The 19,565-nt window shown below is 43.3% G+C and carries 23 protein-coding genes, 1 riboswitch and 1 other annotated feature; of the genes, 14 read left to right on the top strand and 9 right to left on the bottom strand.

Going from position 1 to position 19,565, the window contains the following annotated elements; translation table 11 throughout:
• Positions 1-8 precede the first annotated feature (8 nt).
• Positions 9-614, top strand: a complete 606-nt coding sequence (locus tag IGI73_RS04995; RefSeq protein WP_194186025.1) for an SIS domain-containing protein — start codon at positions 9-11, stop codon at positions 612-614.
• Positions 615-758: 144 nt separating this feature from the next.
• On the opposite strand, the gene IGI73_RS05000 is transcribed toward IGI73_RS04995, so the two are convergent.
• Positions 759-1,415, bottom strand: coding sequence for a Crp/Fnr family transcriptional regulator (locus tag IGI73_RS05000; RefSeq protein WP_015509334.1), 657 nt, complete (start codon positions 1,413-1,415; stop codon positions 759-761).
• A gap of 222 nt (positions 1,416-1,637) precedes the next feature.
• Between IGI73_RS05000 and IGI73_RS05005 the strand changes: the two genes are divergently transcribed.
• From IGI73_RS05005 to IGI73_RS05020, 4 genes are all read left to right on the top strand, one after another.
• A complete protein-coding gene (locus IGI73_RS05005; RefSeq protein ID WP_087627177.1) occupies positions 1,638-2,903 on the top strand; it encodes an MFS transporter in 1,266 nt (421 codons plus the stop codon).
• A 31-nt stretch (positions 2,904-2,934) separates the two neighbouring features.
• Positions 2,935-3,117, top strand: a complete 183-nt coding sequence (locus IGI73_RS05010) for a hypothetical protein (protein ID WP_369907782.1) — start codon at positions 2,935-2,937, stop codon at positions 3,115-3,117.
• 231 nt (positions 3,118-3,348) lie between these two features.
• Positions 3,349-3,450: riboswitch (THF riboswitch) on the top strand.
• 26 nt (positions 3,451-3,476) lie between these two features.
• Positions 3,477-4,007 (top strand): folate family ECF transporter S component, encoded by a 531-nt coding sequence (locus IGI73_RS05015; protein ID WP_005225551.1) that lies wholly within the window; start codon positions 3,477-3,479, stop codon positions 4,005-4,007.
• A gap of 130 nt (positions 4,008-4,137) precedes the next feature.
• Entirely contained in the window at positions 4,138-5,364 is a 1,227-nt protein-coding gene (locus tag IGI73_RS05020) for a glycoside hydrolase family 3 protein (RefSeq protein WP_128489560.1), read from the top strand.
• 72 nt (positions 5,365-5,436) lie between these two features.
• On the opposite strand, the gene IGI73_RS05025 is transcribed toward IGI73_RS05020, so the two are convergent.
• The 8 genes from IGI73_RS05025 to IGI73_RS05060 all read right to left on the bottom strand — a co-directional run bounded on the left by IGI73_RS05025 (position 5,437) and on the right by IGI73_RS05060 (position 10,238).
• Positions 5,437-6,288 carry an Rgg/GadR/MutR family transcriptional regulator gene (locus tag IGI73_RS05025; protein ID WP_074535038.1) on the bottom strand — a complete coding sequence of 284 codons (852 nt, stop codon included), beginning with the start codon at positions 6,286-6,288 and terminating at the stop codon, positions 5,437-5,439.
• A gap of 404 nt (positions 6,289-6,692) precedes the next feature.
• A complete protein-coding gene (locus IGI73_RS05030; protein WP_005225554.1) occupies positions 6,693-6,881 on the bottom strand; it encodes a hypothetical protein in 189 nt (62 codons plus the stop codon).
• 222 nt (positions 6,882-7,103) lie between these two features.
• A complete protein-coding gene (locus tag IGI73_RS05035) occupies positions 7,104-7,526 on the bottom strand; it encodes a VOC family protein (RefSeq protein ID WP_428206452.1) in 423 nt (140 codons plus the stop codon).
• Positions 7,527-7,629: 103 nt separating this feature from the next.
• Positions 7,630-8,214 carry a hypothetical protein gene (locus tag IGI73_RS05040; protein ID WP_428206451.1) on the bottom strand — a complete coding sequence of 195 codons (585 nt, stop codon included), beginning with the start codon at positions 8,212-8,214 and terminating at the stop codon, positions 7,630-7,632.
• Between the two features lie 118 nt (positions 8,215-8,332).
• Complete coding sequence (locus IGI73_RS05045) at positions 8,333-8,704, bottom strand: hypothetical protein (RefSeq protein WP_015509341.1); 372 nt, start codon at positions 8,702-8,704, stop codon at positions 8,333-8,335.
• Between the two features lie 226 nt (positions 8,705-8,930).
• On the bottom strand, positions 8,931-9,416 hold the full coding sequence (locus IGI73_RS05050) for a tetratricopeptide repeat protein (RefSeq protein ID WP_428206449.1): 486 nt from the start codon (positions 9,414-9,416) through the stop codon (positions 8,931-8,933).
• A 57-nt stretch (positions 9,417-9,473) separates the two neighbouring features.
• On the bottom strand, positions 9,474-10,001 hold the full coding sequence (locus IGI73_RS05055) for an N-acetyltransferase family protein (RefSeq protein WP_428206448.1): 528 nt from the start codon (positions 9,999-10,001) through the stop codon (positions 9,474-9,476).
• 24 nt (positions 10,002-10,025) lie between these two features.
• On the bottom strand, positions 10,026-10,238 hold the full coding sequence (locus tag IGI73_RS05060) for a hypothetical protein (RefSeq protein ID WP_005225563.1): 213 nt from the start codon (positions 10,236-10,238) through the stop codon (positions 10,026-10,028).
• A gap of 675 nt (positions 10,239-10,913) precedes the next feature.
• Positions 10,914-10,967, top strand: a sequence feature (sodium ion sensor (DUF1646 type); this cis-regulatory element may regulate processes involved in with the transportation of sodium ions).
• A gap of 110 nt (positions 10,968-11,077) precedes the next feature.
• Here IGI73_RS05060 and IGI73_RS05065 point away from each other — a divergent pair.
• Genes IGI73_RS05065 through IGI73_RS05105 form a run of 9 tightly spaced genes read left to right on the top strand, consistent with a single transcriptional unit; the run spans position 11,078 to position 19,496 of the window.
• Positions 11,078-11,410 (top strand): hypothetical protein, encoded by a 333-nt coding sequence (locus tag IGI73_RS05065; protein ID WP_015509344.1) that lies wholly within the window; start codon positions 11,078-11,080, stop codon positions 11,408-11,410.
• A complete protein-coding gene (locus IGI73_RS05070) occupies positions 11,388-13,349 on the top strand; it encodes a V-type ATP synthase subunit I (protein ID WP_428206447.1) in 1,962 nt (653 codons plus the stop codon). Before IGI73_RS05065 ends, IGI73_RS05070 begins: the two co-directional genes overlap by 23 nt.
• Positions 13,346-13,816, top strand: coding sequence for a V-type ATP synthase subunit K (locus IGI73_RS05075; protein ID WP_005225567.1), 471 nt, complete (start codon positions 13,346-13,348; stop codon positions 13,814-13,816). The genes IGI73_RS05070 and IGI73_RS05075 overlap by 4 nt, the downstream gene beginning before the upstream one ends.
• Before the next feature lie 13 nt (positions 13,817-13,829).
• Positions 13,830-14,414, top strand: a complete 585-nt coding sequence (locus IGI73_RS05080) for a hypothetical protein (protein ID WP_016608181.1) — start codon at positions 13,830-13,832, stop codon at positions 14,412-14,414.
• Between the two features lie 3 nt (positions 14,415-14,417).
• Positions 14,418-15,404 (top strand): V-type ATPase subunit, encoded by a 987-nt coding sequence (locus IGI73_RS05085; RefSeq protein ID WP_438759124.1) that lies wholly within the window; start codon positions 14,418-14,420, stop codon positions 15,402-15,404.
• The gene (locus IGI73_RS05090) at positions 15,394-15,702 is read left to right on the top strand and encodes a V-type ATP synthase subunit F (protein WP_005225570.1); all 309 of its coding nucleotides are present in this window, start codon (positions 15,394-15,396) and stop codon (positions 15,700-15,702) included. Before IGI73_RS05085 ends, IGI73_RS05090 begins: the two co-directional genes overlap by 11 nt.
• A gap of 15 nt (positions 15,703-15,717) precedes the next feature.
• Positions 15,718-17,505 (top strand): V-type ATP synthase subunit A, encoded by a 1,788-nt coding sequence (locus IGI73_RS05095; RefSeq protein ID WP_086292067.1) that lies wholly within the window; start codon positions 15,718-15,720, stop codon positions 17,503-17,505.
• Positions 17,489-18,886, top strand: a complete 1,398-nt coding sequence (locus tag IGI73_RS05100; RefSeq protein ID WP_010747828.1) for a V-type ATP synthase subunit B — start codon at positions 17,489-17,491, stop codon at positions 18,884-18,886. The genes IGI73_RS05095 and IGI73_RS05100 overlap by 17 nt, the downstream gene beginning before the upstream one ends.
• Positions 18,867-19,496, top strand: a complete 630-nt coding sequence (locus tag IGI73_RS05105; RefSeq protein WP_428206446.1) for a V-type ATP synthase subunit D — start codon at positions 18,867-18,869, stop codon at positions 19,494-19,496. The genes IGI73_RS05100 and IGI73_RS05105 overlap by 20 nt, the downstream gene beginning before the upstream one ends.
• Positions 19,497-19,565 lie beyond the last annotated feature (69 nt).

The raw sequence follows: 19,565 nt of genomic DNA on the forward strand, positions 1-19,565 counted from the left end.
GAACAACGATGCTGAAGGAATACAAAGAAAGTGCCCAGCTGGCAATAAACAGTGTAATTAGCAACGTGAATGATTCTGATTTGAAAAAAGTTGTCCAAGAAATATTGGGATGTGAATTGCAGAATGGACGTATTCATTTAACAGGAATCGGAAAACCTTCATATGTTGCTGCCTATGGCGCATCACTATTGTCATCCACTGGTACACCTGCATACTATTTGGATGGTACGGAGGCGGTACATGGTTCAAGTGGGCAGGTTGCTGAAAATGATGTAGTGATCGCTATTTCAAACAGTGGAGAAACGAAAGAAATGATTGCTACTTTGCAAGTGCTAAAAAATAATCATGCCAAGATTATAACAATCTCTAGTAATGCATCTTCTTCAATGGCTAAGTTATCGACACATGCGATCACTGTAAAAGTAGTGAGAGAAGGGGATGATTTAAACAAACCGCCAAGAGCTTCGATTCTTGCTCAGATGATGGTTATCCAAGAGTTATCCATATTACTGCAGGAAGAAAAGCAATTAGATGCTCAGACTTATTTAAAATGGCATCCTGCTGGAAGTATCGGGGAACATTTATCGAAAAAGAGCGAATCTTGTATCTACTGAGAAACTGATTAGTAAATACAGCGATACACAAATACCATACAAGGCACAACATAGCGATGATGAGTCTACTCATTGCAGTGTTGTGCCTGTCATTTTATATGCTTTTACTATTTAGTTTCCATCTATAACTCATTCACACTAAAATCAATAAATAATATTCTCCCGAATAAAGTCGATATCTGTCACTAATAGTTTGCGATCGACACTTTTTAGGGCGCCAGATTCTCGTAATTTTTGCATCATTCGATTGACACTGCTGGCAGAGGTAATGCCGCAAAAGCGAGCGATCTCCTCATTGGTGACTTCAAAGTCAATCAAGACACCATCTGTTGTCTTGATTCCGAACGTTTCATACAGCTCATTGATTTGGGTACAGACAGCACCAAATTTGCCGTTCATCAGCATTTGCTGCATCTTTTTCATCGTATCCATCAAGTTTCGTCGATAATACTCTTTGACATAATCCTGCAGCAGGCGATCACGATTGACATCTGCCCAAAATTGATCCCGCACGATTTTGTATAATTCGGCTTCTTCTGATTCAACCCGCACATTAAAAGGGGCTTCGACTTCTTGAGAGGATTCGTCTTTAAACAAAGAGACGATCTCAAAATCCGTCAAATAGCGCAAGTTGAATTCGCGCCCTTCATGGGTCACTACGCTAGTTTTGATGATGCCTTTTTTTAAAATATAGACGTACCGATCCGGGATGCCTTCATATGTCAAGTAACTCTTTTTCTTACGGATAACGACCGGTATTGCTTGTTTTTCTAAATAATCACGTAATATCTGTTTCTCCACCCACGTTACTCCTTCACTTCATGCCAACCCAACATTTTCTGAAAAAAATCTGAAATTTCCTCTATTCATGCTTCATTAAAAGACATTTCTGGTGAAAAAGCAATAACAAATGTTAATGTTTCTTGTTAATGCTCTTTTTTAACAGCAAAAGCGCATTTCAAGCAGAGGAAGTTTCGGTATAGTAAAACGCATCACAGCACAAACAGGAGGAATGGAAGAAACATGTCAGATAGGGAAACCAATCAAGAAGGAGTCGTCAGCTCGTTGCCGTCAACTAAAAATGAAAAACTATGGAACAAAGGGTTTATCACGATTACCTTGATCAATTTTATCGTCTTTCTCGTGTATTATTGTTTTGTCGTCATCACCGCGAAATTTGCCACGCAGGAGTTAGGGGCATCCACTGCACAAGCTGGCTTGGCAGCGGGGATCTACATTATCGGGACCTTGATCGCTCGCTTGTATGTTGGGAAAATTTTAGAATTAGTTGGTCGTAAAGCCGTTTTGCGCTGGGGGATAGTGTTTTATGTCATTACCACCGCTGCTTATTTGGTCTCAGTCAACATTTATATTTTAGATGCAGTGCGCTTTTTCAATGGCTTTGCTTATGGTGCCGTCTCGACTGCGGCTAATGCGATCGTCACCGCTTATATCCCAGCTTCCAAACATGGCGAAGGGATCAATTACTATGGATTAAGTACTAGTTTAGCAGCGGCGGTCGGACCTTTTATTGGTATGCTTTTACTACCGACAGTCGGCTTTGATTTCATTATTTGGTTAGCAACTATTTTATCGATCGCAACAGCCATCGCTTGTTTCTGGTTCCCAGTCAAAAACATCCCATTGACGGAAGAACACAAAGCACAGCTGCAAAAATGGTCCGTCAAAAGTTTTGTCGAACCAAAAGTTTTTTTCATTTCTGGGATTGCCTTTTTGATCGGGTTGGCTTATTCCAGCGTTCTCGGCTTCTTGTCGATCTACGCCAGTGACCTTGGGTTGGAAACGGCCGGTGCCTTTTTCTTCATCGTCTATGCACTTTCTGTGACCTTCACACGGCCAATGACGGGCAAACTGTTTGACCGCCATGGCGCAGATGCGGTCATGTATCCTAGCTTTCTTTTCTTGACCCTGGGTCTTTTCTTATTGAGTATTACTGGCAATAGCTGGATGTTGTTGCTTGCGGGTTGCTTTGTCGGCTTGGGCTATGGCACCTTCATGTCCAATGGCCAAGCTGTCTGTCTGAAAGAAGTCGATCCTCACCGAGTCGGCGTAGCGCTCTCCACTTATTTCATCGGGCTGGATCTCGGCTTAGGCGTAGGTCCCTATGCACTAGGAAGCTTACACGGTCTGTTTGATTATTCGCAAATCTACATCTTATGCGGACTGATCCCAGTCGTCGTTCTTGTTTTATACAAATTGTTTTATAAAACGAAACGCGCAGTTGCCGCCGTTGGTACGATGAAGCAGCCAATCAACGAAGAAGACTAACCTCAACCATTACAAAAAGGAGTGTTTCACCATGGATAACAATCAATTGATTATTGAAGCATTGAACAAATTAGTAACGAATATCAACGAATTGAATGAAGAAATGCATGCCATAAAAGAGGTTACCGCAACAATGACCCATGAGCAGCTTGCTATCGATCATCAATTACGCGACATCAAATCGGTATTGATCAATGACAATCTGATTGGGTAAATTGTCATAAGGCTTGAAAGGAAACAAGAAACAGGAATGAACGCTTTTTTTTGAGAATGTTTCCTGCTCACCTACTGGTGGTAGAAAGATTCACATGAGAAAAGCGTTTTTTTGATGCACAAAAAAGAAAAGCGAACATTGGCAGATTTTGTACAAGAAAATAAGCAAGAAAAATTGTAGCAGTCCGCGCTTGTATGCTATAGTGTGTCTGGGTAGCAATACCTAAAAAAAATCAGAGTAGGAAATAAAGCGTTAAGTGCTGAAAGGATGGGATGTTGCCTTTCGGACGAAGAACGATCATTCGTTCGCGGTTTTATTTTCGCATTCGCTGCATGAATTTGTAGCAACTCTAAAAGGAGATGCTCGCTATGAAAAGAAAAGTCGATGCACACATGATTGCGGTCATGGGACTTTTGATTGCCTTAATGGTGGTCTTGTCGCAAATCTTGGGGTTTGAAACCTCCTATATCAAAATCACATTTTCCTTTGTACCACAGCTGATCATGGGTATGCTGTTTGGTCCGTTTTGGACAGCAGTTGGCTCCTCATTAGCCGATATCGCAGGAATGGTGATTTTTCCAAAATCAGCCTACTTTTTCGGCTTTACCATCAATGCCTTCGTTGGTGGACTGATTTATGGCTACTTCTTTTATCGGAAAGAAGTCACATTAAAACGAGCGGCGATGGTCGTCTTGTTAAATACACTTTTAATAACCTTGATCTTAACACCGATCTGGTTAGCTATGATGCTGAATATTCCTTTGACAAGCTGGGCGATCTGGTCGGTCCGCTTGCTAAAAGCAGTCATCATGTTCCCGATACAAACTGCGTTGATTTACATCGTAGGGCGTGCGGTACCATACAAACGGCTGATCCGACGGTTCGTTTAACGAGTAAAAAAGAACGATAACATCCATTGAAGTGAATCATCTGCGAATATTTCGTCAGTGGTTCACTTTTTTCTTTCTAAGGATTGGCTTAATCATTCTCAATAACTTGTTTAGAGGGGAAGGGGAACCTATGAATAAAAAAGGACTCGCTATGGGACTGTTTCTTTTCTTGGTCTTAGCAGCAATGGGAGGGATGAAGTGGATGATAGAACAGCAAAAACAGCAAACCGAAGAGCCAGCCATGATCCAGCAAAGCAGCTTGAGGGACGAAACACAGGAAGAAAGCAGGGAAAGTCAGGAAACCACCTCAGTTTCCACGTCAACTTCTGTTTCAACTTCCACGCAAGAACAGCCAGAAGAGGCAATAGCAGAAAAAATCGCCACGATGAGTTTGGAGGAAAAGGTCGGGCAATTGTTTTTTGTGCGTGTGCCAGAAAGCAATCAAATCGAAGAGCTTCAAAAGTATCACTTTGGTGGCTATCTGTTATTCGGCCGTGATACCGAAAATGAGACGGCGGAGAGCTTGAAACAGAAAATTTCAGATTACCAAGCAGCCAGCGCCATTCCGCTGTTGATCGGTATGGATGAAGAAGGGGGCACAGTGACTCGCATCAGCCGCAATCCGAACCTTACGGATCAGCGTTTTCTCTCACCACAACAGCTGTATGCCCAAGGTGGATGGTCAGCGATCGAAGAAGATACAGCAAAGAAAGCGGAAATTTTAAAAGCTTACGGCATCAATGCTGGGCTGTTTCCCGTTGCCGATGTTTCCACTGATCCGCAGTCCTTTATCTACGACCGAACCATTGGCATGGATGCGCAGGGCACGAGTGCGTTTGTAGAACGTGTGGTTCATGTTTTACAGAAACACCACGTTGGGTCTACCTTGAAGCATTTTCCTGGCTATGGCAACAATCGTGACTCGCATGTCGAAATCGTCACCGATGATCGCCCGCTATCTGCACTGCGGGAAACGGATTTTCTGCCTTTTGCCGCAGGGATCAAAGCTGGTGCCGATAGTATTTTGGTCGCCCATACGATCGTCAATAGTATCGATAAGACCGTACCCGCCTCTATTTCAAAACCCGTGCATGAGCTGCTGCGAAATGAATTGCATTTTAAAGGGGTCATCATGACGGATGACTTGGATATGGCAGGACTTTCTGAGTTCATTCCGCAAAAAGAAGCCGCATTACAGGCGTTGCAGGCGGGAAATGATCTAGTGATCTCCTCTACCTATCAAGAACAGATTCCTTTTGTGGTACAAGCGGTTGAAGATGGCCGCTATTTAGAAGCTGATTTGAATGCTTCCGTCAAACGGGTCTTGCTCTGGAAAGAAGCATTGCATTTACTTTAAGAAAAAAATAAACCTGCTGTTTCCTCCGTGTAAGAGAGTCGTTCTCTTACTGAGAGGAAGCAGCAGGTTTTTTTAGATACTCTGAGCCAGTGCCTCTAATTCTTTGGCAAAGGCTTCTTGCCCAATAAAACGCAGATAATCCAGTGCTTTTTCAATCGTGGCCATTCCCAGCGTACGATCTCCTTGAAACAAGGCGTAGATGCCTTCGAAATAACGAATCATCAAGCGGATACGATCATTGTCCGGCGGCAGGTGATCGGCTAGATACGTCAGCACATGCGCCAACTCGGCAGGTTTTTTGCGATCGATAAACAAGAAAGCCGCATTCGTCAGCAATTTTGTGTAGATTTGATAATTGATACTTAACGCATTGCTGTAAAAAATTTTTTTATTCAGGTGTTTCATTTGATACAAGATGTACTCGTCAGAAAAGAGGAAGAGCAGATTGGTAAATAAGGAGATTTCAAATTTTCCCCACGTGTCGATGCGTTCCAAGTATTTCTTGATGGTCGCTTCGATGATGCACCGTTCTTCCTCGTCGGTAACCACGCCTTTTTTCTCTAAAATCAAAAAGAATTGACTATACAGGACATAATAGAAGAAATCCTTCGTGGTTTTATACAGCGCTTGGGCTTTGTTAATCAAAGAGAGGACTTCAGAATACTTGCTTTCATAGTAAGCGGTGGTCAACTGTTTGGATAGCTGCTTTTTCTCGCTGACTTGATTGTCATCCAAGCGATACTCAAATTCCTCCAAAGTGACATTTAAGCGGTCCAAATATTGGTGCAAAATATCAAAGGCGATGCGGTGCCCTTTTTGTTCAAAGGTTGCCAGTGTACTGCGTTCTGAAATGTTCTCAACCAATTTTCGCTGTGAGATATTTCGTTCCGTTCGTAACTCTTTTAACAAGTCATTGGCCTTCAAAAAATCCCTCCTAAAAAAAGTGGACGGAAAAATAGTCCAAATATGTTACAGCTTTATTTTGCGGGTAAACTTGAAGAAAGTCAATTAAAGGAGGAGAAATGGATGTTTGATTTTTTTAGTTTTCCCTGGGAAGTTGTAGAACTAATGGCTAACGTTTTTTCTTTCTTCAAATAATCGATCCTTTGTGATTGGTTAGCAATTGATTTTTTAACAGGAAAAAAGTATAAGTGGTTTCACGTAATAAGTTACTGTTCATTCGCGCATTCAAACGCCCTCTCCCCAAACAGCTTACCCTGTCAAGGTGCGTAGGTCTGCCGAATCCCTTTTAAAAAAGGAGCAAACACAACAGCGAGTGATTGCTCTTTTTTTGTTGGTCAAAAAACCTGCATACGGCATCCCAACAGTCAGTTTTGTTTTTTCTTGAACATTGGTTCATTCGGATCAGAATAGTAATCAGGATTGAATTCATCATCGATCGAGACCCCGAAAAGAGAGACGAGACTGGGAAGAACCCCAATCACGCCGAGGACGACGGCAACTGGAAGGTAGAACTTTTTGCGCTTGTACCACGGAAGCTGCGATTTCTTTTCCATAGGAACTCCTCCTTTTTAAATAGTGTAGCATGTTCTGAGTTGAGTGTGTTAATAATTATCTTTAATATTTAAAAATATACTAAAAAGGTATATTGGTATATATGATGGGGAAAAGGCTTCCTAGTAAAATTTAGGGAGCGTTCGTTTTTGTCATTGTTGCCAGAATCAAGTTTTATAAAAAGGAACCGAGTAAGAAAGCCATCCTTCTTACTCGGTTCCTTTTTATTGTAAGTAATCCTTGGTTTGGTCCATCAAGGTTTGAAAGTCTGATTCGTTTTTTCTTATCGCCTCTGTTAGGGTAAACAAATAACCGTTGGGGTCTTTGATGGTCATTTCAAGGGCATTCCACGGCTTTTCCATCAAAGGTTCCACGACCCACTTTTCGGGAATTTTTTGAGCGATATTCTTAAGATCAATCATCGCTACATTCAAAATTGCCCCATCGCCAACAGTGAACGAGTCTGCGGCAATCAGCATCAAATCTTGGTAGTCAGCAAGACGCAGATGATCCATCGTCACTTGATTTTCTTGATTGCGAAACTGATACAATGACTGGAAACCCAAGATTTCTGCAAACCATTTTGATGATTGTTCAATATCTTTTGTCTTCAATTGATAAAACATTGGCATAACATATACTTTCATTTTGACACCTCCTCTTAATTAGAGGATACCGCTTGACGCAGCGTCAAAGTCAATAGACAATTTCGTATTGAAGCAAAGCTTGAAAATGGCGTTTCTTTTAGACTTAAGTCAAGGAAAAATGGGCAATAATTGTTTGACTCACTTCATCAGGTGATAAGTGGGTATTGTTGATTTTCAGCGAAGGAATCGTTGGAAAAAGGGTAGTTAATTCCTGTGGCAGGCTTTCTAAGCGATAGTTTTCAAACGAAGACAAAAGCTCGTTTCTAGAAAAATCCAGCGCTCTTTTTGACGGCTTTGCGGCTAAACGGTCCTCATGGCAATTGCGCTTTAAGCGTTCCTCAATATCAGCCACTAGTTCGATAAAATAGACCTTTTGCTGGGCATCGGTAAATAGTTGGGCGATCTCTTGTAAAAAAGCTAAATCTCCCGCTTGATCGAAATCAATCAAGAACGTAAAAATGATTGATTTTGTCGTATTATTGGCTTCATTTTGAACAAAGGCTTTGAAGAGTTCGATCCGTGTTTGATTAGACAAAGCGAATGCTGCGGGACTATAGCCAAGAAAGTTCGCAAAAAGATCAATGGTCTGGTGATTGAATAAAAGCTTTGCATCCAATCGTTTTTCCAGTTCTTTGCCCACAGTCATTTTCCCTGCGGCTTGTGCGCCAATCAAGACGATCAATGACATCACAACACATCCTTTTTATCAATCGTAACAAAGGTGAGCTATCGTGTAAATTGGTTCTTAGAAAGAAATGATTGAGAAGCTGGAATTTTTCATATGTGGAAACCAAAGATGCTCTTTTTTAGGTAAAAAGGAATGAGCGGAACTTCTCCGACAGAGGGAAGAAAACCATGCAGCACAAAAGCACAGTCTGGAACAACAAAATGACTAGTAGATTGATCGTTTCAAATCGTGAATAAAGATAGAAGTGGATCAGCCATTCGAAGACATTGACAAAGACTAAATAAAGGTAGTGCGCTTTTTTGACTTTGCAGTTTTTTAACCAATAATAGCTTAAGTAATAATCCAGCAAGATCATCAATAATAGAAAAAGTTTGCTGAAAGCCGTCAGATTGTCATGCTGCGAGGCGAGTTTTTGAAAAAACAGCAAAAGGGTTGGTGTCGGAATATAAATGATCAATAAGGATAGGAAAAAATAGACAATAAAGGGCATAGTCATTCCTCCAATCTGTTATTAAAAAAACATAGATAAACTAACAGATTTATTGAGAGCCGTCAACTGGTTTTTTATCGAAAAATTCGATAATGATGGGTAGCGTTGCTTGGAGGAAAAGGTTCAAAGGACAGTCGGTGGTAGCAAAGGATGATCGCGAGATATCCAAAAGAAAGACTCCCTTTTACGAGAAAAGGGAGCGGAGGAGCTGCTTCATAGGGGAAATTTATGCCCATGTCTCATTGAGTTTATCCGCATAAAACAAAAGTGCCTGTCGGTAAGACTGGATGTCTGGATCGTTAGAGGTTTCGGCAAGCAGGGTCAATAATCGTTTAGTGGCTTGCTCATACTCGCCGAGATTAAACAGTGTCATGGCATAGAAAGTTTGCAAAGCATGATTTTTTGGATACTGCTTCATCGCTTGTAAAAACACGTCTTCGGCTTTTTGATAATTGCCGAGGGCACGATAGGTGCTGCCTAGACCTAGGTAGGCATCTGGCAAGTCTTTTTCTGATAACCCTAACGCGATTGCTTGTTCATAGTAAGGAATTGCCTGTTGCTCTTCCCCTAAAAGATCATAGCTCCAAGCCGTTTGGTACTGCACAAAGGCATCTTGGGGATTTTCGGCAGCTAATTGAATCAATTGTTCATTTGATTGTTGCAGTTTTTTTTCAGTCCGCAGTTGGATCGCAGCAGCTACTCGTTCATTCATTGGTTGGAAGCTCCTTTTCAAATAGTAGAAAATGACTTAGATAACTTGCAAGCTTAGCTAAGGGGAAAGATCTGCCCAGCTTTCACCCGCAAAAGAAAAACCGCATGATTCATACAGCTTGTAGGCTGGCTGGTTTTCAACCGTCACTACCAAGTAAAGGTGAGTGAGCCCCATGGCTTTTGCTCGTTGGATCACTTCCTTCATCAGCAACTTGGATAAGCCGTTGCCTTTAAAGGCTGCGCCCATAACAACAAATAATAGCAGGGGAAGCTCTTGAAACGTGCTGGTTACTACGGCACCGATAGGATGATCATCCTTTTGTAACTGAAAAGAAAGCTCTGGAATCAAGGGACCGTATTTTCCGTCAGCGGTCTCTCTCAGCTCTCTTTGCCAGTCAGCAAGCGATTCCCCTTCGTCATCTGTCGTTTCATGATAGGCGGAATAAAAAAGCTCTGCGACACTTCGAGAATTCGGGAGAAAAGGCTCAAAAGAAAGGGCGGATTCTTGTAAAGCTTTGGGGGCATGTTGTAAGTCACAAGCCATAATGATTCGTTTCATAGAAGCACTCCTCTCAGCTCGTTTCATTTATTATAGCAGAGCCAAGCTTTTTCACGCTCGTTTTTTTCTAATGAAAGCCCAGATCCAACGAATTCCTTCGTAGATTGCAGTGAAGACAGCTACCAGAAACAAAAACGACATGTAGTGGATCAAAAAAGCGAGCTGAAACCATAATCCATAGACCATCGGCAGGACGACAAGCAAACAAAGAACCAATTCGATGTTTCGCTTTCTTCTAATTTGAAACCAACGTTCATCTGACATCCTTTTTTCCTCCTGTTCATTCTTTACACACACACTTCGTTAAATCTCCATCTTTATATAAAATAATCGATAGAGTTTCGATATTTTGATTAAAAAACTAGAAAATTGATTTATTTTTTGGTAATCTTGAAGATAAGATTAGAAATAGCTGTTGTTTTTTATTTTGACTGATTTTCCCACGAAAGACAAGGTGAGCACAATGGAAAGAAAACCGATGTATTTAAAAAATGGGCTTCCTTTAACAATGGAACCAGGTAAAATTTACACATGCCTTTATCGAGGCGGTTATTTCATTTGTGAAGAAAAGGGCCAACCGCTGCCACCGATAAAAAGAGAAGCGAAATAAGCGAACTTCTCACTTAAGATTTGTCAGGGATCGAATGGGTTGTTGGAACTGTTATCTCCTTTTGGGTACCAATCAAATGATGTCTAGCATTTTCAAAAAATCTCAACGTTCTTCATTCATACCATTCTAAGTCTTAAATTGATTTTGACCGATTTCAATTTAGTAAGAACAATCCGATCCCTGGCAAATGTTAGGTGGAAAGTTGGGCAGGTAGCAAGTGGATCAGTAATAGGTGAAAAACACTTTTTTCTCACAAAAGATGATTTTACTTGAATAGAACGCCGTTTTTTGCTATAATAGTCTAGGAATTGAAAAATAAAATAGACAAAGGTTGAGCATTTTTTATGCTTCAAGGATCAGGTTTGCCAAGGGGTGAGGCAAACATTCTTGGAGGAATGCTGGCCTTTTTTCATATCAGCATACTTCTTCGTGAGGTATGCTTTTTTTGTTTATTTTTCAGTTGAGAATACAAATCATTATAGGAGGGGAATCGATGAGAGAAGCTTTGACTCGTTTACGAGAAGCAGAAGAAGCCAATGAACAGCAATTGCGCGCTTTGAAAAAAGAATTGCAGTCGGAAGAAGCGCAGCAGCAACAAGCATTGCAAGAGCGATCAGCCGCTTTGGAAGAGGCGCTTGCTCAAGAACAAGCAACAATCGAAGAGCAGTTGCAACAGTCACTAGCAGCACAAAAGCAGCAGCTGGCAAAAGAGAACCAGCAAGTGTTAGATCGTTACCAAAAAAATATGCAAAGCTTCCAAGAACAAGCGGTTCAACAGATCGTTGAAGGAGTGATCGGGACTTATGGCAGTAACCAAACTAAATAAACTAACGTTGATCACCCCGAAGCACTACCAAGAAAGGTTATTGACGAAGCTGCAAACGATGCAGTTTGTTGAAATCGAGAACGTATTTGAGCAGGAAGCGAACGAAACTTGGCTGCGGGAATTTTTTGCAGGAGCCACCCCAGAAGGTGCTTCTCATCAACCAATGATTCGTCGACTGCAAGAAGCGATCCGCTTTATTCGTCAAAATGGTGATGCGAAAAAAGGCACGGAATGGCAACGAGATGCCTTACGGCTGTCGGACTTTGAAACAAGCTTCGATGAAGCAGCAGCATTAACGGAGCTGGTTGAAGTCGAGAATTTGCAGGAGCGCTGGGTAGAGACGATCGAAGCGATCGAAGCAGCGACGCAGTCGGAAGAATGGGCGACACAATGGCAAAATCTTGACGTACCCTTGGAGATCGAAGCGCCTGCACATACAACTTTTTTTGCTGGGAGTGTCGAAGGCCCACGCTGGGAAGATCTAGCTGAAGCCTTGCGTCAATTGGAAGAGGTTCATATCGAAGTGATCTATTCTGAACCCAAAAAAGTCAATTTCAGCTGCCTGTTTTTAACAGCGATCGAAGAGCAAGTGTTCCAATTGTTTCACCGATATGGGGTGAAGAAAGAAACTGGCTTGACATCCGAATCACCAAAAGTGGTTTTGCAAAATGCGAAACAAGCCTTGACCTCCTTGACGCAGCAGCGCAAAGAACTGATTACAGAAATCAGTCAGCACAAACAACGGCTGATCCTGCTGCAGCAAGCGGAAGAACTGTTTTTGACTCGTGAGAATCGGGCAATGATGCAACAGCGCTTAGCAGCTGGTCAGACCTTTGCCCTCTTGCGCGGCTGGATCGCAGAAAAGGATCAGACGTTAGTGGCGGAAATGGTCCAAGAATCCTTTGCCAACGAGATTTACTATTCATTTGAAGAACCCACTGCAGAGGAGATCGCTGCCAATCAAGTGCCAACGAAACTAAAAAACGCCTCGTTTATTCAACCCTTTGAAATGTTGACGGAAATGTACAGCTTGCCAAAATACGATGAGATCGATCCAACCCCATGGATGACGCCTTTTTACTATGTTTTCTTTGGTATGATGGTGGCTGACTTAGGTTATGGTGCATTAATGGCTGTCGCGACCACGATTGGGCTACACGCCTTGCGTTTGCCCAAAGGGACCAAACGGTTTCTGAAATTGTTCCAGATTTTGTCTGTGCCAACTATGATTTGGGGCGCAATCTACGGCTCCTTCTTTGGTGCTACATTGCCCTTCCAACTTTTATCGCCCTCCGAAGATTTTATGGCGATCTTTGGTCTATCCATGATTTTTGGTGGCATCCAACTGTTTACAGGCCTTTATTTAGCAGCCAAAGAAAATATCCGCAAAAAGGATCTTTTAGGTGCAGTCAACGAAGGCTTTGCGTGGCTAGGACTTTTGAGTGGTCTTTTAGTGGCAGCCGCAGGCAATCTTTTGATCGATGTCCCAGCACTAACAACCGTCGGCTTGATTTTAGCAGGCTTTAGTGCCTTATTGATCATCGTGGTACCGATTCTGAAAGGGAAAACCAAAGTGGGCGGCTTCTTTTTAGGCTTGTATGACTTATACGGTGTGACCAGTTACATCGGCGACTTTGTCAGCTATAGCCGCTTGATGGCATTAGGGATCTCTGGTGGGAGTATCGCAGCAGCCTTCAACTTATTGGTGGGCTATTTGCCGCCAGCCGCTCGTTTTTCTGTAGGCATTCTCTTATTGGTTGTCCTACAAGCTTTAAACATCTTTTTATCGTTACTGAGTGCGTATGTGCATGCCGCTCGTTTACAATATGTAGAGTTTTTCGGAAAATTTTTCACTGGTGGGGGGCGCCAATTTGAAACCTTTAAGCCAAGTGAGAAATACGTTGATTTTGATAAAGAAAATGGAGGAGACAATAAATGATTGATTACTTAATTAATAATAATGGTGGTATGGTGTTTGCAATTATCGGAATGGGGATCGCTACGATCTTTTCTGGGATCGGTTCAGCCAAAGGGGTGGGCCAAACTGGTGAAGCAGCGGCAGCCTTAACGACGAATCAGCCGGAGAAGTTTGGACAAGCCTTGATTTTACAATTGCTTCCCGGAACGCAAGGACTATACGGATTCGTTATTGCGTTTATGATCTATGGTAGCTTAAGTGGTGAAATGTCGACAGTGACTGGTATGGCGTACTTGATGGCATCACTGCCAGTTGCCTTTACTGGCTTATTCTCAGGAATGGCCCAAGGGAAGGTCGCTGCAGCTGGGATTCAAATTTTAGCGAAGAAACCAGAGCATTTCTTTAAAGGGGTCATGTTCTCAGTAATGGTTGAGATGTATGCCATCTTAGGCTTTGTTATTTCTTTCTTACTTTTAGGAACGATTTAAAGGGGGCGAAGGTATGGATGCAATCGACAAAATGATTGCTGAACTAGACCAAGAAGCGCAGACAAAACGGGAACGTTTGGCTGCCGCTGAACGTGCTAGGATCAGTGAAACGATGGCACGTGACTGGGCGAAAAAAGAGTCGGACTTGCAGCTTCGTGCCCAGCAAGCAAAAAAGCAAGCCGAAAAAAATTATCAGCAAGCGCAAAATCGCCAAGCAAGTGCCGCTAAGCAGCAGCAAATGGTGAAACAAAACGAATACCTGACACAACTTTTTGAGCAAGCATATCAACAAATGGTTGCCTGGACGCCAGAAGAGCTGCAGTCATTTGCTGAAAATGTGCTGCAACAGCTGCCGATCAGCGGGACGGTGACCTTCCACGCTGGTCCTGAGCAAGCAGACCATCTAGATGCCGCTTGGCTTACGTCTTGTCAATCAAAACTACCGTATCAAATCAAAGCAGGCGCACCATTGACAGAAGCAGGCTTTTTGGTGGATGACAACGGCATTCAATACAATTTTACCTATCAGGTTTTGCTTGATGAATACAAGAAAGAAACCCGGGAACGGTGGTTGCAGATCATACAACAAGGAGGTTGATCCATGAGGAACTATCATCAATTGAATCCAATCATTCGGCTGAAAGAGATGACGTTGCTAAAGCCGCAAGAAGTCGAACAAATGATTGCGGCACAAGGGTTTGCTGAAGTCGAAGCTGTCTTGCAGCAGACCCATTATCAACGCTATTTGAAGCCAGATTTTCATGAACGATTCGAAACCTATCTCGATGAAGAATTGTTAAAGACGATCAAAGAATTGGCCGAGCTGGTTCCTGATCAAGAGATCCTCCGACTGTATATGATGCCTTTTACTTTCCATAATCTAAAAGTCTTGACCAAAGAGTCAGTCACTGGAAAAGATTATGATCATCTACTGATCGAAGATGGTTTTTACACGATCGATGAGTGTCGGACCGCCATCAAAACGGGAACCTCAGAGGTATTGCCTGAGAAAATCGTGACTACGATCCAAGAAGTGCGGGAGTACTTAGAAGGCGGCGCCGTGCTGCAAGGCATCGATATCATTTACGATCGCCGGTATTTACATGAACAACGGCGACTGGCAGATGAAATCAAGATCCCTGAGCTACAAGAAGCTGTCATCAAGATGATCGATCTGACCAATATAACGATTGCCGCTCGTTGTGTACTTCAAAAACGATCGCGTAGTTTTATGGAGGCAGTCTTAGTGAGTGTCGGCAGTATCCCGAAAGAAGAATTTTTAGCGTTTGCGGATGCGTTCTATAGTGACTTTTTAGCCTTCTTATTAGAAAGTGATTATCAGGAAGTGTTGCGGCCTTTGATTCATGAACAGGTGATCGACTTTGCTGGCTTGGCACTTTTGCAAGACAATTTGATCACAGAAAGCTATGGCCAAGCCCAAACAGATGCTTTAGGACCACTGCCTTTACTCGCATTTTTGAATGCTAAGGTTTTGGAACTGCAAAATCTGCGTATCTTGCTAGTAGGCAAACGCAGTGGCTTTACGGAAGAACAACTCAGAGAAAGGATGCGGCACTATGACTCATAAAATCGGCGTAATCGGCGAGAAAGAATCTGTCATTCCTTTTCAATTATTTGGCTTTCAGGTCTGCTATGCCTCGGAAGAAAAAGAAGTGAAGCAGGCGTTGGCAAAATTAATGAAGAACAGTACGATCATCTACCTGACTGAAAAATGTGCCGAGCTGATTCCCGATGAATTAGCAAAAGTCCAACAAAAAATGACACCTGCAGTCATCTTGATTCCTGATTATGATGGTTCCCGAGGAATCGGCAAGCGAATGATTCAAGAAAATGTCGAAAAAGCAGTTGGACAAAACATACTATAGAGAGGAGCCGATGTTGTGGAAAAAGGAACAATTATTAAAGTATCTGGTCCATTGGTGCTAGCCAAAAATATGGGCCATGCAAGTTTAGAAGATATCTGTTATGTAGGAGATTTGGGCGTGGTCGGTGAGATCATCGAAATGCGCGGGGACGTCGCTTCGATCCAAGTCTATGAAGAAACGTCTGGGATCGGACCTGGTGAACCAGTCGAAACCACCGGTGAACCGCTATCCGTCGAATTGGCGCCTGGGATCATGTCACAAATGTTTGATGGCATCCAACGTCCCTTAGAAACCTTCATGTCTGTCACCCAAAGCAACTTCTTGACGCGTGGGGTGCAATTGCCTGCGTTGGATCATGAGAAAAAGTGGCCCTTTGTACCGACAGTCGAAGTCGGCGAAGTAGTCAGTACGGGGATGGTCATCGGCACCGTGCAAGAAACACCGTTGATCAATCACAAGATCATGGTTCCTCATGGCGTTTCAGGAACAGTCAAGGCTGTTTATGCGGGGGAATTTACCATCGATGAAACGATTTATGTTTTAGATACACCCAAAGGAGAACGGTCTTTCACGATGCTGCAAAAATGGCCCGTTCGTCATAGCCGTCCAGTAAAGCAAAAACTGAATCCAGTCGAACCAATGATTACTGGTCAGCGAGTGATCGACACCTTCTTTCCAATCGCTAAAGGCGGGGCGTCAGCCGTTCCAGGACCTTTTGGTGCAGGGAAAACTGTCGTTCAGCACCAAATCGCCAAATGGGCGGATGTCGATCTGGTCGTCTATGTCGGCTGCGGCGAACGCGGCAATGAAATGACCGATGTAATGAACGAGTTTCCAGAGTTGATCGACCCTCGTAGTGGTGAATCTTTAATGGCGAGAACCGTGTTGATTGCTAACACCTCCAATATGCCGGTAGCCGCTCGGGAAGCGTCGATTTATACTGGGATCACGATTGCGGAATACTTCCGAGACATGGGGTATTCAGTGGCGATCATGGCGGATTCCACCTCACGTTGGGCAGAAGCACTGCGAGAAATGTCTGGTCGTCTGGAAGAAATGCCTGGGGATGAAGGGTATCCAGCTTACTTAGGCAGCCGCTTGGCAGAGTATTATGAGCGTTCTGGAAAAGCGATTTGCTTAGGTTCTGATCAAGAAGGCAGTATCACTGCCATCAGCGCCGTTTCACCATCAGGCGGCGATATTTCAGAACCAGTTACCCAAAATACGTTGCGGGTCGTTAAAGTCTTTTGGGGCTTAGATGCCACCTTAGCGCAAAAGCGTCATTTTCCATCGATCGATTGGTTGAAGAGCTATTCTTTATACGAAAATGAATTGGGTGCCTTTTTGGACCAACAAATGCAAGTGGATTGGTCCAAACAAGTAACAGAAGCCATGCGGATGCTGCAAAAAGAATCTGAGTTGTCAGAGATCGTTCGACTTGTCGGCATCGACGCTTTGTCCGAAAAAGATCAGTTATTGCTGGAAACCACCAAATCATTGCGAGAAGATTTCTTGCAGCAAAACGCTTTTGACGACGTCGATACGTTTACCTCTCGTGAAAAGCAGTTCAAAATGCTGGAAACAATCTTGCTGCTCCACAAAGAAGCGGAAGATGCGTTGACACTAGGTGCGTATCTTTCAGAAATCTATGCAGGAACCGAAGAATTGCGAGACAAAGTGGCACGTATGAAGTACTTGCCTGAAACGGAATTAGCAAAAATTCCTGCTTTGCATCAAGAGATCAAAGCAACGATGAAAGAAATTTTACAGAAAGGAGACCGCACCGATGATCAAGGAATATAAAACGATTGGAGAAGTCGTCGGACCATTGATGGCCGTCGATCGCGTCTCCGGTGTCAAATACGAAGAGTTGATCGAAGTCCGCATGCAAAACGGCGAAACGCGGCAAGGACAAGTACTGGAGATCCAAGAAGACAAAGCGTTGGTCCAAATTTTTGAAGGAACCGGCGGGATCAATTTGCGGGAATCTGCGGTGCGTTTCTTAGGACATCCTTTGGAATTAGGCGTTTCCGAGCAAATGATCGGGCGAGTCTTTGACGGCTTAGGTCGGGTCAAAGATGGCGGAGTAGAGATCGTCCCAGAAAAATTTATGGACATCAACGGCGAAGTGATCAATCCAGCAGCGCGGGATTATCCTGATGAGTTTATTCAAACGGGGATCTCATCGATCGACCACTTGAATACGCTCGTTCGGGGACAAAAACTGCCGATTTTTTCTGGTTCTGGTCTGCCTCATAAAGAATTGGCTTCGCAAATTGCGCGTCAAGCTCAAGTGTTGAACTCGGAAGACGATTTCGCTGTTGTGTTTGCTGGCATCGGGATCACCTTTGAAGAAGCAGAATATTTCATGGAAGATTTTCGTCAAACTGGCGCCATCGACCATTCTGTCGTCTTTATGAATCTAGCCAATGACCCAGCGATCGAGCGGATCGCTACTCCCCGAATGGCACTGACGGCAGCCGAATACTTGGCTTATGAAAAGGGCATGCATGTCTTGGTGATCATGACGGATATGACCAACTACTGTGAAGCTTTGCGGGAGATCTCCTCTGCTCGTCGTGAAGTGCCAGGACGTCGGGGTTATCCTGGGTATCTTTATACCAATCTATCCACGTTATATGAACGTGCGGGACGGATTCGCGGCTTGAAAGGTTCAGTGACCCAGCTGCCGATTTTGACCATGCCAGAAGATGACAAAACCCATCCGATTCCCGATTTGACCGGCTATATCACCGAAGGACAAATCATTTTGTCTCGTGATTTGTATAAAAACGGCATCCAGCCACCCATCGATGTCTTGCCGTCATTGTCACGGTTAAAAGATAAAGGGACCGGTGAAGGAAAAACCCGTAAAGACCATGCCGCAACGATGAACCAGTTGTTTTCTGCCTATGCTCAAGGAAAGCAAGCCAAGGAATTGGCAGTCGTTTTAGGAGAATCGGCATTGTCGGAAGTAGATAAAACCTATGCCAAATTTGCGGAACGCTTCGAAAATGAATACTTGAACCAAGGGTATCGCACCAACCGTTCGATTATCGAAACCTTGGAATTAGGGTGGGAATTATTGGCGATGCTGCCAAAAGTCGAGCTGAAGCGGATCAGCGATGCCCTACTGGCGGAATACTTACCGGGAGAGGAGAACAATGGCGCAAAAAACCGTTAATCCAACCCGCATGGAGCTGTCGCGCCTCAGCAAACAATTGGCGACAGCCAAACGCGGACACAAATTATTAAAAGACAAACAAGACGAACTCATGCGTCAATTTATTGAATTGATCAAAAAGAATGACCGCTTGCGTAAAGAAGTCGAAGAACAATTGCAGCGTGCCATGAAGGCATTTCGCTTAGCCAATGCCACGATCAATGAAAAATACATTGAAGAAATGTTTATTTTACCAGCAACTGAAGTCTCCCTTGAGTTATCCACGAAAAATATCATGAGTGTGGAAGTGCCGGTGATGCATTTTGATTACGACGATACGGTGATGCAAGCGCCGATCGAGTACGGCTTTTTGAATTCCAATGATCCGTTAGATAATGCGGTCGCCCGTTTTACCGACGTCATGCCGAAGCTGTTGGAGCTAACGGAAATCGAAAAGACCTGTCAATTGATGGCAGGGGAAATCGAACGGACGCGCCGACGCGTCAATGCCCTAGAATATTTGACGATTCCCGAGCTGGAAGAAGCCATTTATGGAATCAAAATGCGGCTGGAAGAAAATGAACGAGCAAACGTAACAAGAATGATCAAAGTGAAGAATAAATCAAAATAAAATGGTATGATAAGAGAAAAAACAAATGCAATAAACTTGGATTACTAAGACATTGGTTTTTGCAAAAGG

It is taken from the genome of Enterococcus sp. DIV0755f (genome assembly GCF_051713725.1).
Lineage (GTDB): Bacteria > Bacillota > Bacilli > Lactobacillales > Enterococcaceae > Enterococcus_D > Enterococcus_D casseliflavus.

What these genes read in the sequence shown, in the direction of transcription:
- IGI73_RS05070 (WP_428206447.1), top strand. Translation starts at nt 11,388, where the DNA reads ATGGCAGTAACCAAACTAAATAAACTAACGTTGATCACCCCGAAGCAC.
- IGI73_RS05065 (WP_015509344.1), top strand. Translation starts at nt 11,078, where the DNA reads ATGAGAGAAGCTTTGACTCGTTTACGAGAAGCAGAAGAAGCCAATGAA.
- IGI73_RS05085 (WP_438759124.1), top strand. Translation starts at nt 14,418, where the DNA reads ATGAGGAACTATCATCAATTGAATCCAATCATTCGGCTGAAAGAGATG.
- IGI73_RS05005 (WP_087627177.1), top strand. Translation starts at nt 1,638, where the DNA reads ATGTCAGATAGGGAAACCAATCAAGAAGGAGTCGTCAGCTCGTTGCCG.
- IGI73_RS05090 (WP_005225570.1), top strand. Translation starts at nt 15,394, where the DNA reads ATGACTCATAAAATCGGCGTAATCGGCGAGAAAGAATCTGTCATTCCT.
- IGI73_RS05080 (WP_016608181.1), top strand. Translation starts at nt 13,830, where the DNA reads ATGGATGCAATCGACAAAATGATTGCTGAACTAGACCAAGAAGCGCAG.
- IGI73_RS05010 (WP_369907782.1), top strand. Translation starts at nt 2,935, where the DNA reads ATGGATAACAATCAATTGATTATTGAAGCATTGAACAAATTAGTAACG.
- IGI73_RS05100 (WP_010747828.1), top strand. Translation starts at nt 17,489, where the DNA reads ATGATCAAGGAATATAAAACGATTGGAGAAGTCGTCGGACCATTGATG.
- IGI73_RS05045 (WP_015509341.1), bottom strand. Translation starts at nt 8,704, where the DNA reads ATGCCCTTTATTGTCTATTTTTTCCTATCCTTATTGATCATTTATATT.
- IGI73_RS05030 (WP_005225554.1), bottom strand. Translation starts at nt 6,881, where the DNA reads ATGGAAAAGAAATCGCAGCTTCCGTGGTACAAGCGCAAAAAGTTCTAC.
- IGI73_RS05015 (WP_005225551.1), top strand. Translation starts at nt 3,477, where the DNA reads ATGCTCGCTATGAAAAGAAAAGTCGATGCACACATGATTGCGGTCATG.
- IGI73_RS05035 (WP_428206452.1), bottom strand. Translation starts at nt 7,526, where the DNA reads ATGAAAGTATATGTTATGCCAATGTTTTATCAATTGAAGACAAAAGAT.
- IGI73_RS05055 (WP_428206448.1), bottom strand. Translation starts at nt 10,001, where the DNA reads ATGAAACGAGCTGAGAGGAGTGCTTCTATGAAACGAATCATTATGGCT.
- IGI73_RS05020 (WP_128489560.1), top strand. Translation starts at nt 4,138, where the DNA reads ATGAATAAAAAAGGACTCGCTATGGGACTGTTTCTTTTCTTGGTCTTA.
- IGI73_RS05050 (WP_428206449.1), bottom strand. Translation starts at nt 9,416, where the DNA reads ATGAATGAACGAGTAGCTGCTGCGATCCAACTGCGGACTGAAAAAAAA.
- IGI73_RS05040 (WP_428206451.1), bottom strand. Translation starts at nt 8,214, where the DNA reads ATGTCATTGATCGTCTTGATTGGCGCACAAGCCGCAGGGAAAATGACT.
- IGI73_RS05105 (WP_428206446.1), top strand. Translation starts at nt 18,867, where the DNA reads ATGGCGCAAAAAACCGTTAATCCAACCCGCATGGAGCTGTCGCGCCTC.
- IGI73_RS04995 (WP_194186025.1), top strand. Translation starts at nt 9, where the DNA reads ATGCTGAAGGAATACAAAGAAAGTGCCCAGCTGGCAATAAACAGTGTA.
- IGI73_RS05075 (WP_005225567.1), top strand. Translation starts at nt 13,346, where the DNA reads ATGATTGATTACTTAATTAATAATAATGGTGGTATGGTGTTTGCAATT.
- IGI73_RS05060 (WP_005225563.1), bottom strand. Translation starts at nt 10,238, where the DNA reads ATGTCAGATGAACGTTGGTTTCAAATTAGAAGAAAGCGAAACATCGAA.